Source organism: Acidocella sp. MX-AZ02 (genome assembly GCF_000306035.1).
Lineage (GTDB): Bacteria > Pseudomonadota > Alphaproteobacteria > Acetobacterales > Acetobacteraceae > Acidocella > Acidocella facilis.
On the sequence record NZ_JH976210.1, the window covers coordinates 219,227 to 232,360 of the forward strand.

Sequence of the window (13,134 nt, forward strand, 5' to 3'; positions counted from 1 at the left end):
GTTAAATGTGCAAAAGTTTTTTGGTGCCGCTTTTTTTCAAAAAAGCGGCAAAAACGCCGGGGCGTAGGCAACGGCGTCGTCAACACCCCAAACCTTCGTGGGGACTTTTTGAAAAAAGTCCCCACACCCCCAAAAACTTTTGCAAATTTAGATTTTCAGCCTTTTTCCACCTCAGCCAGCGCCGAATTCAGCCAATTCAAAAAAACCCTGATCATCGGCGCACTCTTCCGCCGCGTCGGATACACGAAATGATGCCCGACATAGGAAATACTCCGCGAGCACCCGGCCAATGGCGCCACCAGCTTGCCCGTGGCCAGCTCCTTCGCCGCCAGCAAGGTTGATTCCAACGCCACCCCATGCCCCTCCACCGCCGCCGCGATCGCCAGGAAGCTGCGGTCGAAGCGCAAGCCCCGTAGCGGCGGGGCCGGCAGGCCGTTGCCGGCGAACCAGTCCGGCCAGCGCACCTGCTTATTGTCGCTCTGGATCAGCGTCTGCTCGCCAAGATCCGCGATGCTGGTGATCCGCGCCGCCAGAGGCGGGGCGCAAAGCGGTGTCACTGTCTCCGGCCCGAGCGGGATCATCTCCACCCCCGGCAGCGTCACCGGGCCGTAAGTGATATCGGCGTCGAACTCATCGGCGGTGAAGCGGGTATAATCGGTGCCAGCCGCCAGCCGCACCTCGATGCCCGGATGCGCGTTGAGAAAATGCGGCAAACGCGGCGCCAGGAACTGGGCGGCGAAGCTCGGCGCGCAATGCAGCCGCAGCGAAGCCGGGGTGCGGCGCGAGACCGTCTCCAGCCCCCGGCGCAGCTCCTCAAAGCCGCGCTCCACCGCGCGCATCAGCGCCGCCCCCTCCATGCTCAGCTCCACCGCCCGGGTGCGGCGGATGAACAGCTTCACCCCCAGCGCCGCTTCCAGATTGCGGATGGCGTGGCTCACCGCGCTCGGCGTGAAGCCCAGCTCATCCGCCGCGGCGGTGAACGAGCCCAGCCGCCCGGCGGATTCAAAGGCTCTGAGCGCCGGAAGGGGGATTTTGTTGAGCATTTTATATGTGAACCAAATTCATCCATGGATGTAAAGATCGCGTTTGTCGGCGGCCCGGTATCGGCGCAGCTTCAGCCTTACAAAACCAAATTGGAGGAACCATGCTGCTCAGCGGCAAGACGGCGATCATCTCGGGCGCGGCCAGCAAGGCCGGCATCGGCCTGGCCACGGCGCGGCTTTTCGCCAGCCAGGGCGCGCGGATCGCGATTCTCGACCTCACCGAAGAAGCCGCCGCCGAAGCGGCCGCCACCCTGCCGGCCGTACCTGAAGGCGCGCATCTGGGTGTCGCCTGCGACGTGACGGATGCGCAGGCCTGCCAGGCGGCGGCCAAGCGTGTGCTGGAGGTGTTCGGCCAGGCGGACATTCTCATCAATAATGCCGGCATCACCCAGCCCTTGAAGCTGATGGAGATCGGCGGCGAGAACTGGCAGAAGGTGATGGATGTGAATCTCACCGGCGTGCTCTATCTCAGCCAGGCCTTCATCCCGCATATGCGTGCGCGCAAGCAGGGCTCTATTGCCTGCATGTCCTCGGTCTCCGCCCAGCGCGGCGGCGGCATTTTCGGCGGCCCGCATTATTCCGCCGCCAAAGCCGGGGTGCTCGGCCTCGCCAAGGCGATGGCGCGTGAGCTGGGGCCGGATGGCATTCGCGTCAACAGCGTCACCCCCGGCCTGATCCAGACCGAGATCACCGGCGGCAAGCTAACGGATCAGATGCGCACCGACATCCTGAAAGGCATCCCGCTCAACCGTCTGGGCGAGGCCAAGGATGTCGCCGGCGCCTTCCTGTTCCTGGCCTCCGATATCTCCTCCTACATCACCGGGGCGGTGATCGACGTTAACGGCGGGATGCTCATCCATTGAACCAGATCTCCAATGTTTCCCTGCCCACCCGCGCCTGGCGCATAAGGCGCAATGCGCTGCGGATGGGCGAGGTGCAGGGCCAGGGCTATATCGCCCAGGCGCTCGGCATCGCCGATGTGCTGGCGGTGGCCTATTTCCACGCGCTCACCTACCGCCCGGAAGACCCCGAGTGGGAAGGGCGCGACCGTTTCCTGCTCTCCATCGGCCATTACGCCATCGCCCTCTACGCGGCGCTGATCGAGGCCGGGGTGATCCCCGAGGATGAGCTGGAAACCTACGGCACCGATGATAGCCGCCTGCCAATGTCCGGCATGGCCGCCTACACGCCGGGGATGGAGATCACCGGTGGCTCGCTCGGCCATGGTCTGGGCATCGCCGTCGGCTTCTGCCTCGGTCTGAAGCGGAAGAGTTCGAAAAACTTCGTCTATAACCTGTTCTCGGATGGCGAGCTGAATGAGGGCTCGACCTGGGAGGCGGCGATGGCCGCCAGCCATTGGAAGCTGGATAATCTCGTCGCCATCGTCGATGTGAACGACCAGCAGGCCGATGGCCCGTCCTCCGCCATGTCCAGCCGCGAGCCGCTGCATGATCGCTTCACCGCCTTCGGCTGGCATGTCGAGCGTGTTGATGGCAACGATATCGACGCGGTGGTGAAAGCCTTCGATGCGGCACGCAATCTTGGCGAACCGAAGCCGCGCATCATCATCTGTGACACCAAGATGGCGAAAGGGGTGAAATTCCTCGAAGAGCGCGAGATGAACCATTTTCTGCGCGTTGACGCGGATGAATGGCAGAAGGCGCTCGAAATTCTGGACCAGGGGAAGCCCGCATGAGCAGCACCACCGCGGCGCCGAAGCCGCGCCTGACCACCTCGGCGATGATCGCCTCGCTGGCCGCCCCCGGCCAGCGCACCAAGCCGGCCCCGTTCGGCAATGCGCTGACCGCCCTGGCCGCGCAGAATCCGGATATTGTCGGGCTCTCGGCGGATCTCGCGAAATATACCGATCTGCATATTTTCGCGAAGGCTTTTCCGGAGCGTTTCTACCAGATGGGCATGGCCGAGCAGCTTCTGATGAGCACCGCCGCCGGGCTGGCGCGCGAAGGCGCGATCCCGTTCGCCACCACCTACGCGGTGTTCGCCGCGCGCCGCGCCTATGATTTCATCTGCCTTGCCATCGCCGAGGAAAAGCTCAACGTCAAAATCATCTGCGCGCTGCCCGGCCTGACCACCGGCTACGGCCCGAGCCATCAGGCGACGGAGGATATCGCCATCTTCCGCGGCTGCCCCAACCTCACCATCATCGACCCGTGCGACGCGCATGAGATCGAGCAGGCGGTGCCGGCGATCGCGGCGCATCAAGGCCCTGTCTATATGCGTCTGCTGCGCGGCAATGTGCCGCTGGTGCTGGATGAGTACGGCTATAAATTCCAGATCGGCAAGGCGGCGCTGCTGCGCGACGGCGCCGAGGCGCTGGTGATTTCCTCCGGCTTCATGACCATGCGCGCGCTGGAAGCCGCCGATCTGCTGGCCAAGGACAAGGTGGGAGCGGCGGTGCTGCATGTGCCGACGATCAAGCCACTGGATGAGGCGAAGATTATCGAGGAGGCCGCCAAGCCCGGCCGCATCGTCGTGGTTGCCGAGAATCACAGCATCGTCGGCGGGCTGGGCGAGGCGGTGGCGGGGCTGCTGCTGCGCAACGGCATCAATCCGGTTTTCCGCCAGATCGCGCTGCCGGATGAGTTCCTCGATGCTGGCGCGCTGCCGACGCTGCATGAACGCTACGGCATTTCCGCCGAGGCGGTGGCGCGGCAGATCAAGGGCTGGCTGTAACCCTCTCGCGCGGCCTGGTCTGTCCAACCGGCCGCGCCTGGCCGGGGCCTCCCATTCGGCGGGAGGCCCCGGATTTCAAAGCTTCGACGGGCCGCGCCGGCCGCGTTTCGATCCAAGAGTATTCAAAAATACAAGCTTCAAAAGCACAAAAACCGAGCGACCATTGGAGGATGCAGACCATGACGAAGAACAATAACGCGCTCACGCTCACCCGCCGCACCGCCTTGGCCGGTGGCGCCGCACTGCCGCTGTTCGGCATTCTCACCCGCCGCGCCCAGGCCGCCGAATTCACCTACAAGATGGCCACCGGCCAGGCCCCCTCGCATCCGGTGAACAAGCGCGCCCAGGAGGCGATCGACCGCATCGCCAAGAACAGCGATGGCCGCATCAAGATCGACCTGTTCCCCGCCGCCCAGCTCGGCACCGATGCGCAGCTGATCTCGCAGGTGCGCATCGGCGGCGTGCAGTTCATCAACATGGCTTCTTCCGTCCTGGCCACCTATGTCCCCGCCGCCGGCGTGGTGAATACCGGCTTCGCCTTCAACGGCTATGACCAGGTCTGGCAGGCGATGGATGGGGCTCTGGGCAAATATATCGGCCAGTCCATCGACAAGGCCGGGCTGACCATGATCGGCCGCAGCTGGGATAATGGTTTCCGCCAGATCACCACCTCGACCAAGCCGATCAAGACTCCGGAGGATCTGAAAAATTTCAAGATCCGCGTGCCCCCCGCGCCGATCCTCACCTCGCTCTTCGCGGCCCTCGGCGCCAGCCCGACGCCGATCGATTTCTCCGAGGTCTATACCGCCTTGCAGACGCATCTGGTCGATGGCCAGGAAAACCCGCTGCCGATCATCGCCACCGCCAAGCTCTACGAGGTGCAGAAATATTGCAGCCTCACCGGCCATGTCTGGGATGGCTATCTCATCCTCGGCAACCCGGCGGCGCTGAACAGGCTGCCAGCGGAGATGAAGGCGATGGTGATCCATGAGTTCGACCAGGCCGGCAAGGATGAACGCACGGACATTGCCGCGCTGAGCAAATCCCTGCAGGCGGACATGTCCGCCAAGGGGCTGCAATTCCTCGATGTCGACAAGGCGAATTTCCGCACCGCTTTGGCCAAGACCGATTTCTACCCGCACTGGAAGGCCAAGTTCGGCGACCAGGCCTGGTCCCTGCTGGAGAGCGTGTCCGGGACACTGGGCTGATGTCGGCCAGCGCCATGAAGATGGGACAGCCCGCGCCGGCCAGCCATATCGAAGCCGAAGCCGAGATCGGCCATCATCTGCTGCGCAAGGCAGACCGGCTGCTCGGCTGGGTCATCGATATTCCCTGCGCGGTGCTGGTCCTGGCGGAAGTGGCGCTGATTCTGGTCAGCGTCATCGCACGCTCGGTCTTCAACACCCCGCTGGTCTGGAGCGATGAGATCATCGGGCTGATGTTCCTGTGGCTGACCATGTTCGGCGCGGCGAATGCGCTGCGCCGGCAGGACCATATGCGCATGACCACTTTGGTCTCGCGTCTGCCGCCGGTCTGGCGGGCGCGGATGAACGCCATCGGGGTGGCGGCCCCGGCGCTGATGCTGGCGCTGCTGATCGGCCCCGCCTGCCAGTACGCGGCCAATCAATGGTATGTGCAAACCCCGGCTCTGGGCCTGCCGGATAGTTTCCGCGCCGGGGCGATGCCGGTGGGGGCGGGGCTGATGCTGCTGGTCTGCCTGCTGCGCCTGGCGCGTTATGGCTGGCGGGAGCTGGTGGTGGCCGCCGCCGTGCTGGTCTGCGGCGCGCTGCTGTTCGCCGCCGCCGCGCCGCTGCTGGGCAGTATCGGCAACTGGAATCTGCTGGTGTTCTTCGTCGGGCTGCTGGCCTTCTGCGTGCTGGCGGGCGTGCCCATCGCCTTCTGTTTCGGGCTGTGCACGGTGGCCTATCTGCTCACCACCGGCGGCGCGCCGCTGGCGGTGGTGCCAGGCTCGATGGATCAGGGCATGAGCGCGATGATCCTGCTGGCAGTGCCGCTCTTCATCCTGCTCGGCCATCTACTGGTTACCACCCGCATGGCGCATGTCATTGTCGAATTCCTGGCGGCGGCGCTGGGGCATGTGCGCGGCGGGCTGAATTACGTGCTGCTCGGCGCGGTGCTGCTGGTCTCCGGCATTTCCGGCGCGAAGACGGCGGATCTCGCCGCTGTCGCCCCGGTGCTGGTGCCGGAGATGAAGCGCCGCGGCATCGATGAGGGCGAGATCGTCTCGCTGCTCGCCACCTCCGGCGCCATGGCCGAGACCATCCCGCCTTCCATCGTGCTGATCATCATCGGTTCCGTCACCGGCGTCTCGATCTCGGCTTTGTTCGCCGGCGGGCTGCTGCCGGGCGTGGTGCTGGCGCTGGCGCTGGCCTTGGTGGCGCGCCTCCGCACCAAACCGCAGGCGAATGCGCCGGCGCGGCCGCCCGCGCGGGCGGTCTGGCGCAAATTCGCCATCGCCATTCCGGCTCTGGCGCTGCCCTTCGTCATCCGCTTCGCGGTGGTGGACGGCATCGCCACCGCCACCGAGGTCTCCACCATAGGCATCGCCTATGCGGTGCTGGCGGGGCTGCTGATCTACCGGCATTTCGAATGGCACCGGCTGTTCCCGATGCTGGTGCAAACCGCCTCTCTGGCCGGCGCCATCATGTTCATCATCGGCGCCGCCACGGCGATGGGCTGGGCCCTGACCCAGTCCAATTTCTCCATGGCGGTGGCGCATTTCATGCAGTCCGTGCCGGGCGGGCGCTATGGCTTCCTGCTGGTCTCGATCATCGTGATGGTGGTGCTGGGCAGCGTGCTGGAGGGGATTCCCGCCATGGTGCTGTTCGGGCCGCTGCTCTTCCCGGTGGCGAAATCGCTCGGCATCAGCGAGGTGCATTACGCCATGGTGGTGGTGCTCTCGATGGGTCTGGGCCTGTTCGCCCCGCCTTTCGGCCTCGGCTATTACGCCGCCTGCTCGATCGCGCGGATCAGCCCCGATGCCGGGCTGAAGCGTATCTGGCCTTATGTCGGGGCGCTGTTCGCCGGGCTGCTCTTGATCGCGGCGGTACCCTGGATCACTCTGGCGCTGGTGCGTTGAGGGTGCGCCGGCGCGAAACAAGAAGGGGAGTGGCCTTGTCCAACGATAAATTGCGGGTGGTGTTTCTGGATCGCGGCACGCTGGGGCCCAGCGTGAAGCTGCCCGGCCTGACCCAGCCGCATGAGCTGGTGAGCTATGATGCCACCCCGGCCAGCGCGGTCGCGGCGCGCATTGCTGACGCCGATATCGTGATCACCAACAAGGTGCCGGTGCGCGCCGAAAGCCTGGCCACCGCGACGAAGCTGCGGCTGATCGCGGTGGCGGCGACGGGCACGGATATTGTCGATCTCCCCGTCTGCGCCGCCCGCGACATCGCCGTCACCAATATTCGCGGCTATGCGGTGAACACCGTGCCCGAGCATACTTTCGCGCTGCTGCTGGCGTTGCGCCGAAGCCTGTTGGCCTACCATAACTCGGTCGCCGCCGGGCGCTGGCAGGAGAGCGGCCAGTTCTGCTATTTCGACTACCCGATCCGCGACCTCGCCGGCTCCACTTTGGGCATCATCGGCGGCGGCGCGCTGGGCGGGGCGGTGGCCAAGCTGGGCGACGCCTTCGGCATGAACATCATCTATGCCGGCCGCAAGGGCGAGCCGGAGGCCAAGCCGGGCTACACCCCGTTCGCGGACTTCCTGGCCCAGGCGGACGTGATCACGCTGCACTGCCCGCTCACCCCGCTCACCCGCAACCTGCTCGGTGCCGCCGAATTCGCGCAGATGGCCCGCAAGCCGCTGCTGATCAATACCGGCCGGGGCGGGCTGGTGGATGAGGCGGCGCTGGCGGTGGCGCTGCGCAGCGGCCAGATCGCCGGGGCGGGGTTCGATGTCACCAGCCCCGAGCCGCCGCACCCGGATAATGCGCTGCTCGGGCTGATGGAGCTGCCGAATTTCATCCTCACCCCGCATGTCGCCTGGGCCTCGGAAGAGGCGATGCAGGCTCTGGCGGAGCAGCTGATCGGCAATATCGAGGCCTTCCTGGCTGGCATCCCGCGGAATCTGGTGGCGTGATGGCCCCGGAAGCGCTGCTGCGCGCGGCCTTCCAGGCCGCTCTGGACGCCGCCGACCCGAAGCTGAGCCTGGCCGCGCATCTGCCGCCGCGCCCGCGCGGCCGGCTGGTGGTGCTGGGGGCGGGCAAGGCCGCCGCGTCCATGGCCCAGGCGGTGGAGGCGCATTACGGCGCCCCGCTGGAAGGGCTGGTGGTGACACGCTATGGCCATGCGCTGCCGACGCAATGGATCGAGGTGGTGGAAGCCGCGCACCCGGTGCCGGACGCGGCCGGGCTGGAAGCCGCCCAGCGCTGCCTGGACATCGCCGAAGGGCTGGGGCCGGATGATCTGCTGCTGGCCTTGGTCTCCGGCGGCGGCTCGGCGCTGCTGACTTTGCCGCTGCCCGGCATCTCGCTGGCGGAGATCCAGGCTCTGTATCAGGATCTGCTCGCCTGCGGCGCCAATATCTCCGAATTCAACTGCGTGCGCCGGCATCTCTCGCGCAGCCAGGGCGGCCGGCTGGCGGCGGCGGCGAATCCGGCCCCGGTGCTGGGGCTGCTGATGTCGGACGTGCCGGGAGACGACGCCGCGGCCATCGCCTCCGGCCCGGTGGTGGCGGACGCCTCCACCATCGCCGACGCCAAGGCGATCCTGGCGCATTACAAGATCGAGCTGCCCGCCTCCATCCAGGCGGCGCTGGAGCGCCCCGAGGCGGAGAGCGTGAAGCCCGGCGATGCCCGGCTGGCGCAGGTGGAAACCCGCATGATCGTCACCCCGCAAGCAGCGCTTGAGGCGGCGGCACAGCGGATCGAGGCGTTGGGGGTGAAGGCGCATATTCTGAGCGACCGGATCGAGGGCGAGGCCAAGGATACCGGCGCGGTGCTGGCGGCCATTGCGCTGCAGGTGGCCACGCGCGGCCAGCCTTTCGCGCCGCCCTGCGTGTTGCTCTCCGGCGGCGAGACTACGGTGACCTTGCGCAAGGGCGAGGAGACCGGGCGCGGCGGGCGCAATGTGGAATTCCTGCTGGCCTTCGGCCTGGCGGTGCAGGACCATCCGGCGATCACCGCTTTGGCGGCGGATACGGACGGCATCGACGGCATCGAGGAAATCGCCGGCGCGCTCTGGCGGCCGGGCACGCTGGCGCGTGGGGTGGATGCGGCGAAGGCGCTGAAGCGCCATGACGGGCACGGGTTTTTCCAGGCGGTGGATGCGGCCATCGTCACCGGGCCGACCCATACCAACGTGAATGATTTCCGGGCGATTTACATAGATAAATAAAAGTTTTGTGGCGCCTGCACCCAAAAGCTTTGGTAACTATATACTTGGCTAAGCTAAACCTATTGATACTTGCGCTTTTTGAACGCTGATATTTCTGCTGAGGACAGTTTAAACCATTCTCCGTTAGCTCTGCGACTAGCGAAGCGACGATGCCAATACGCTTCAATACCAGCGGGATCATCCGTTTTGATGTTGTGGATGATCTTAGCCGTATCTGGAAGCGCGATCCTTATTTCCTTTATTCGTCTTTCGATATCGTCGCTGCGCCCTATTTTGTAAAATCCGCCTGATTGGATGAGGTAAACATACCCCTCTGAAGTAGGTGTGTCAGGTCGTGGCGGTATAGTGATGCTGGCGATAAGAGTTAGGACTTCGGGAAACTCCCCCGTCTCTCTCAGCCATGAATTAAATCGCTCAATGAGAGCCGACTTTGAACCATATTTTTTCTCAAATGTCGTTCGCGACGGAAATTCAGGGTCGATTTTTCCGAACATACCAATTTCTGCGAAGGAAGGCATTTTCCCATAATGTAGACACGCCTTTGCAAGCTTCGTGAAGAAAAAATTCGGATCAAGGCGAGGTTGCACAACATTTGGCTCAAAGCCTGCTTCAATAATAGCGTCGCTCCACTTTGCCCAAAGTCTACCCCTCCATATCCCCTCCGTTATGCCCGTTTCGGTTTCAAACAAGTTCTTCCCTGGCGGCTTTCCGCCATTTTCCTGAGAAATTCGCCTTATTTCCGATAGAATTCTATCCCGCATGAGAGATAACTGTCATAACTCAATTTGTCGGTCGAGCGAATTTATAAGGCTAACTTAGCCAAGTATATAATTACCAAGCTTTTATGACCTCAGCCCTGGCGGTCTCTGCCGATCAGCGCCAGCCCCTCAGCCACAGAGACAAACTCGCCGCCGGCGGACATCTTTTCCGCCCCGAAGCGTGTTTCAAACAAGCCGTGCACCGCCGGCACGAACGAGGTGCCCCCAGTCAGAAACACCCGGTCGATCTCGCCCGCCTGCATCCCCGCCTGGTCCAGCACCGCCTGAATGCACGTATCCAATTTGCCCAGCTCCGGCGCGATCCAGCCCTCGAACTCCTCACGCGCGATCTCCTGGTCCAGGGTGAAATCCTCATGCTCAAAGCGCAGCCTGGTCCCCGCCTCGCGCGAAAGCGCCGCCTTCGCCCGGCTCACCGCCTGATACAGATGATACCCGCTCTCATCCTTGATCAGGCTCAGCAGGTTGCGCAGCTTCTGCGGCTTATGCGCCAGCTTCGCCACCTCCTCGATATCCCGCAGCACCCTCGGGCTGCGCATCAAGGAGAGCTTGTGCCAATTGGCGAAGCTGGTGAAATACTCGATCGGGATCGGCATATCCTTGCCCATCGGCACCCGGTACTCATCGCCCTTGCCCAGAAGCGGCGAGATCGCGTTGTCGATGATCCGGTAATCCAGACTGTCCCCGGCAATCCCCACCCCGGTATTGGCCAGCGTCACAATCGGCATCTCCGCCCCCGGGGTGAAGCGCAAAATCGAGAAATCGGACGTGCCGCCGCCGAAATCCCCCACCAGCACATGCGCCGGGCGCGCCAGAGCGCGAATGAAGCGATACCCCGCCGCCTCCGGCTCATAAGCGGTCTCGATCTCGGGCAGCCCGGCGGCGGCGAAGGCGGCGCGCAGCCGCGCCTCGCCGAACGCATCATCCGCGAACTCTCCGGCAAAGCGCACCGGCCGCCCGGCGACGATCCGCGCCTCTTTATCCGCCCCCAGCAGCGCCTTCAAAAACAGCGCGATCATCTCCTCCAGCGTGAAGGAGCGGCCGAAAATCTGCGTCTGGGTAAAGCTCTTCTGCGCCAGATAGGTCTTCATGGACATGATCAGCCGGGCCTCCAGCGGATCCTCCAGATAGGTCTCCACCGCCGCCGGGCCGGCGGCATGGCGCAAAGCCGGGCGGCCTTTGGTCTCCTCCTGCCAGAAGCAGAGCACGCTGCGGAAGGTCTCGAAGCTCATCCCGTCCTGGGTGAACACCCGGCTGCTCACGTGCCCATCCGCCGCCAGCTCCGCCACCACGGAATTGGTGGTGCCGAAATCGATGCCGAAGATGCGGGACATGCGGGAGCCTTGGGGTGAACGCTGAGGGAGCCGGGTTCAAGCGCATAAGAGCCGCCGGCGCAAGGGCGGTTTGCGGCAGAGCAGCATTGGGGTAAGAGCCAGCCGCCCATCCGACCACCGACCACCACCGAGGTTTCATGATCCGCCTGGACAATATCAGCAAGCAGAACGGCGCCCGCCTGATCTTCATCGAGGCCTCGGCCGCCCTGCAGCGTGGCGAGAAGATCGGCCTGGTGGGCCCCAACGGGGCGGGCAAATCCACCCTGTTCCGCCTCATCACCGGTCAGGAGCAGCCCGATGAAGGCCATATCCTGGTCGATAAGGGCATCTCCATCGGGCTGTTCAGCCAGGATGTGGGCGAGATGGCCGGGCGCAGCGCCGTCGCCGAGGTGATGGACGGCGCCGGGCCGGTGAGCAGCGTCGCCGCCGAGCTCGCCCAGCTGGAGGCCGACCTCGCCGACCCGGACAAGTTCGAGCAGATGGAAGAGATCCTGGAGCGCTTCGGCGAGGTCCAGTCCCGCTTCGAGGAGCTGGGCGGCTACGCGTTGGACGCCAAGGCCCGCGAGGTGCTGCACGGGCTCGGCTTCTCCCAGGAGATGATGGACGGCGATGTCGCCCGCCTCTCCGGCGGCTGGAAAATGCGCGTCGCCCTGGCCCGCATCCTGCTGATGCGCCCGGACGTGATGCTGCTCGATGAGCCCTCCAACCATCTGGATCTGGAAAGCCTGATCTGGCTGGAGCAATTCCTCGCCGGCTATGACGGCGCCTTGCTGATGACCTCGCACGACCGCGAATTCATGAACCGGGTGATCAACAAGGTCATCGAGATCGATGCCGGGGCGCTGACCAGCTTCTCCGGCGATTACGAATTCTATGCCCGCCAGGCGGCGCTGAACGAGAAGCACCAGCAGGCGCAGTTTGAGCGCCAGCAGGCGATGCTGGCCAAGGAGATCGCCTTCATCGAGCGCTTCAAGGCCCGCGCCAGCCACGCCGCCCAGGTGCAGAGCCGGGTGAAGAAGCTGGACAAGATCGACCGGGTGGAGCCGCCCAAGCGCCGCCAGACCATCGAGTTCGAATTCAAGCCGGCCCCGCGCTCGGGCGAGGATGTCGCCAATCTGCGAGGTGTTTCAAAGGCTTACGGCTCCAAGGTGATCTACGACAATCTGGATTTGCTGATCCGCCGCAAGGAGCGGGCTTGCGTGCTCGGCATCAACGGCGCCGGCAAATCCACGCTGTTGAAGCTCGTCACCGGCAGCACCGCGCCGGATGCCGGCACCGTCACCCTCGGCGGCAGCGTGAAGATGGGCTATTTCGCCCAGCACGCGATGGATTTGCTGGACGGCACCGCCACCATATTCGAGGCGCTGGATGCCGCCTTCCCGCAGGCCGGGCAGGGCGTGCTGCGCAACCTCGCGGGCGCCTTCGGCTTCTCCGGCGATGAGGTGGAAAAGCGCGTGCGCGTGCTCTCCGGCGGCGAAAAAGCCCGGCTGGTGATGGCGATGATGCTGTTCGACCCGCCGAATTTCCTGGTGCTGGACGAGCCGACCAACCATCTCGACCTCGCCACCAAGGAAATGCTGATCACCGCCTTGGCCAATTACGAGGGCACGATGCTGTTCGTCTCGCATGACCGGCATTTCCTCTCCGCCCTCTCCAACCGGGTGCTGGAGCTGACGGAAGAGGGCGTGCATTTCTACGATGGCGGCTATAGCGAATATGTCGCCCGCACCGGCCAGGAAGCCCCCGGCCTGCATAGCTGAGAGGCTGTTTCAAAAGCCACTCTGGCGGCCGCCAAGCGGCGATTTGCTGCACTCCGGTGCTCACGTACCTTAAGTACGCTCCGCTCCGGTGCTCGCAAATCACCACTTGGCGACTCACCAGAGCGACTTTTGAAACACTCTCTGAGACGATTGTGACAGACCGGGCC

At 64.4% G+C, this 13,134-nt stretch carries 11 protein-coding genes; 8 read left to right on the forward strand and 3 right to left on the reverse strand.

The genetic code is table 11. From position 1 onward, the window contains the following. Positions 1 to 155: 155 nt before the first annotated feature. Complete coding sequence (locus MXAZACID_RS15650; protein WP_008495474.1) at positions 156 to 1,043, reverse strand: LysR substrate-binding domain-containing protein; 888 nt, start codon at positions 1,041 to 1,043, stop codon at positions 156 to 158. 101 nt (positions 1,044 to 1,144) lie between these two features. Between MXAZACID_RS15650 and MXAZACID_RS15655 the strand changes: the two genes are divergently transcribed. The 7 genes from MXAZACID_RS15655 (at position 1,145) to MXAZACID_RS15685 (ending at position 9,097) form a co-directional block, all read left to right on the forward strand. Continuing rightward, on the forward strand, positions 1,145 to 1,906 hold the full coding sequence (locus MXAZACID_RS15655) for an SDR family NAD(P)-dependent oxidoreductase (protein ID WP_008495475.1): 762 nt from the start codon (positions 1,145 to 1,147) through the stop codon (positions 1,904 to 1,906). Next, a complete protein-coding gene (locus MXAZACID_RS15660; protein WP_008495476.1) occupies positions 1,903 to 2,739 on the forward strand; it encodes a transketolase in 837 nt (278 codons plus the stop codon). The genes MXAZACID_RS15655 and MXAZACID_RS15660 overlap by 4 nt, the downstream gene beginning before the upstream one ends. After that, positions 2,736 to 3,737 carry a transketolase family protein gene (locus MXAZACID_RS15665; protein WP_008495477.1) on the forward strand — a complete coding sequence of 334 codons (1,002 nt, stop codon included), beginning with the start codon at positions 2,736 to 2,738 and terminating at the stop codon, positions 3,735 to 3,737. The genes MXAZACID_RS15660 and MXAZACID_RS15665 overlap by 4 nt, the downstream gene beginning before the upstream one ends. 179 nt (positions 3,738 to 3,916) lie before the next feature. Next, positions 3,917 to 4,945 carry a TRAP transporter substrate-binding protein gene (locus MXAZACID_RS15670; RefSeq protein ID WP_008495478.1) on the forward strand — a complete coding sequence of 343 codons (1,029 nt, stop codon included), beginning with the start codon at positions 3,917 to 3,919 and terminating at the stop codon, positions 4,943 to 4,945. A gap of 20 nt (positions 4,946 to 4,965) precedes the next feature. Next, the gene (locus MXAZACID_RS15675; protein WP_144052847.1) at positions 4,966 to 6,837 is read left to right on the forward strand and encodes a TRAP transporter large permease subunit; all 1,872 of its coding nucleotides are present in this window, start codon (positions 4,966 to 4,968) and stop codon (positions 6,835 to 6,837) included. Positions 6,838 to 6,866: 29 nt separating this feature from the next. Continuing rightward, entirely contained in the window at positions 6,867 to 7,841 is a 975-nt protein-coding gene (locus tag MXAZACID_RS15680; protein ID WP_371137079.1) for a D-2-hydroxyacid dehydrogenase, read from the forward strand. Further along, complete coding sequence (locus MXAZACID_RS15685) at positions 7,841 to 9,097, forward strand: glycerate kinase (protein ID WP_008495482.1); 1,257 nt, start codon at positions 7,841 to 7,843, stop codon at positions 9,095 to 9,097. Before MXAZACID_RS15680 ends, MXAZACID_RS15685 begins: the two co-directional genes overlap by 1 nt. Positions 9,098 to 9,156: 59 nt before the next feature. On the opposite strand, the gene MXAZACID_RS18440 is transcribed toward MXAZACID_RS15685, so the two are convergent. Both MXAZACID_RS18440 and MXAZACID_RS15690 read right to left on the reverse strand, forming a co-directional pair. Continuing rightward, positions 9,157 to 9,858 carry a GIY-YIG nuclease family protein gene (locus MXAZACID_RS18440; RefSeq protein WP_083878839.1) on the reverse strand — a complete coding sequence of 234 codons (702 nt, stop codon included), beginning with the start codon at positions 9,856 to 9,858 and terminating at the stop codon, positions 9,157 to 9,159. Between the two features lie 89 nt (positions 9,859 to 9,947). Then, entirely contained in the window at positions 9,948 to 11,207 is a 1,260-nt protein-coding gene (locus MXAZACID_RS15690; RefSeq protein ID WP_008495483.1) for an Hsp70 family protein, read from the reverse strand. Between the two features lie 137 nt (positions 11,208 to 11,344). Between MXAZACID_RS15690 and abc-f the strand changes: the two genes are divergently transcribed. Continuing rightward, positions 11,345 to 12,967 carry a ribosomal protection-like ABC-F family protein gene (gene abc-f, locus MXAZACID_RS15695; protein WP_008495484.1) on the forward strand — a complete coding sequence of 541 codons (1,623 nt, stop codon included), beginning with the start codon at positions 11,345 to 11,347 and terminating at the stop codon, positions 12,965 to 12,967. Positions 12,968 to 13,134 lie beyond the last annotated feature (167 nt).